Raw genomic sequence first — 1616 nt, forward strand, 5'->3', positions numbered from 1 at the left:
AAATGAAATCAATAGAATGTGCGCCTTTGAAGTTAGATTTTAGGACTGAGGAAGAAGGCTGTAAAATAGTCGTACTCAAAGCGGCTCAAATACTAGATCGCATTATGATGGAAAATGAATCTTAGAAAGTTAGTAAAGCTATGGCATATAAAAGGCATTAGTGCTTTTTATATGCCAACTTATACATTAGGAGATAAACATGACTGAAAATATGAAAAAATATGGTGTCATTGCCATTACAATTCTTTTATCCATAATCTATATTTTTGTCGGTAATAAAATTGCAGTCAAAGGCATGACCGTTTTTGACGGCAAAAATTATGCTGCGGTTCAAAAGGCTAAAGTCATTGAAATTGTGGATCACATTAAAGAAGAACATCCCTTAACAGAAACTGAAACTTTGATTATTGAGGAAATCATTTTCAAGGCTCAAGCACTCAATGGTGAAATCAAGGGACAGGTATTGACTGCAGAACAAAATTTGAACACTTATACAGTGGTGCAACTCAAGCCTATTGAAGTGGGTGATATTGTGCTCCTCTATAATATTCCAAACGAGGATTACGGTACCGATTGGTCACTGGGTGAATACGTCCGCACGGATGCTCTGATGACTTTAGGGGTCATATTTGTGATACTTCTCATATTATTTGGTAGGCTACAGGGATTTCAAACGATTATTTCGTTAGTATTCACTGGACTTGCCATATTTTTAGTCTTTATTCCTGCAATTTTATCTGGTCTCAACATCTACTTTTGGTCAATATTGACCTGTGTCTTCATTATTTTAATGACGTTTTTAGTGGTAAGTGGCTTCAATCAAAAAAGTATTGTCGCTGGCATTGGCTGTTTTGGTGGCATTGTCGTTGCAGGCGGTTTGACAATGGTTATGGATGGCGTTTTAAAATTGACTGGAATGGTGGATGAAGACTCTGCTTACTTACTCCTTTTAAATCAAGATCGTCCTATTGATCTTAAGGCCATCATATTCGCTGCAATTATTATTGGTGCCCTTGGTGCCATTATGGATGTCTCCATGTCTATTGCATCATCCCTATATGAAGTGAGCCAGCAATCCGATAAAATATCATTTAAAAAGCTTCTAAACTCCGGCATGAACATTGGACGAGATATAATGGGGACTATGTCAAATACATTGATATTGGCATATATTGGGGGATCGTTAGGTCTTGTGCTCCTTTTAATATCCTATAATACCTCTCTCGTGGATGTCCTTAACAGAGAACTGGTAGTAGTGGAAATCCTCCAAGCGCTTGTTGGCAGTTTTGGAATATTATTTACAATTCCACTAACAGCCATTACATCTGGTTTGTTGTTTAGACATAAAGACTAAATGGTAAGAGGGGCAGATTTTTATGATGTATTTGAGTATAGATACTGAAGAATAGGGGGAAAAAGTGAAGTCTAAAATGATTAACCTTATAAAGGGCTTTTTAGTACTTGTTTCTATGCTTGTAGGAACTTTTGTACTCTTGATCATCTATTTGATGATTACAGATTATTCGCCAAAGGATCATTTAAACATCGCATTGATGGATAATCCTACAGCACAAATAAATACTGGAGATGAACTTAAAATCCTCACATGGAATATT

2 protein-coding genes are annotated in these 1616 nt (G+C 36.3%); both read left to right on the forward strand.

Going from position 1 to position 1616, the window contains the following annotated elements:
• The first annotated feature begins 199 nt into the window (after positions 1 to 199).
• A complete protein-coding gene (locus AC220I_RS22310) occupies positions 200 to 1354 on the forward strand; it encodes a YibE/F family protein (RefSeq protein ID WP_486726071.1) in 1155 nt (384 codons plus the stop codon).
• A gap of 64 nt (positions 1355 to 1418) precedes the next feature.
• The coding region (locus tag AC220I_RS22315) for a hypothetical protein (protein WP_486726072.1) at positions 1419 to 1616 on the forward strand (198 nt) is incomplete at its 3' end.

Source organism: Fusibacter sp., from assembly GCF_057447755.1.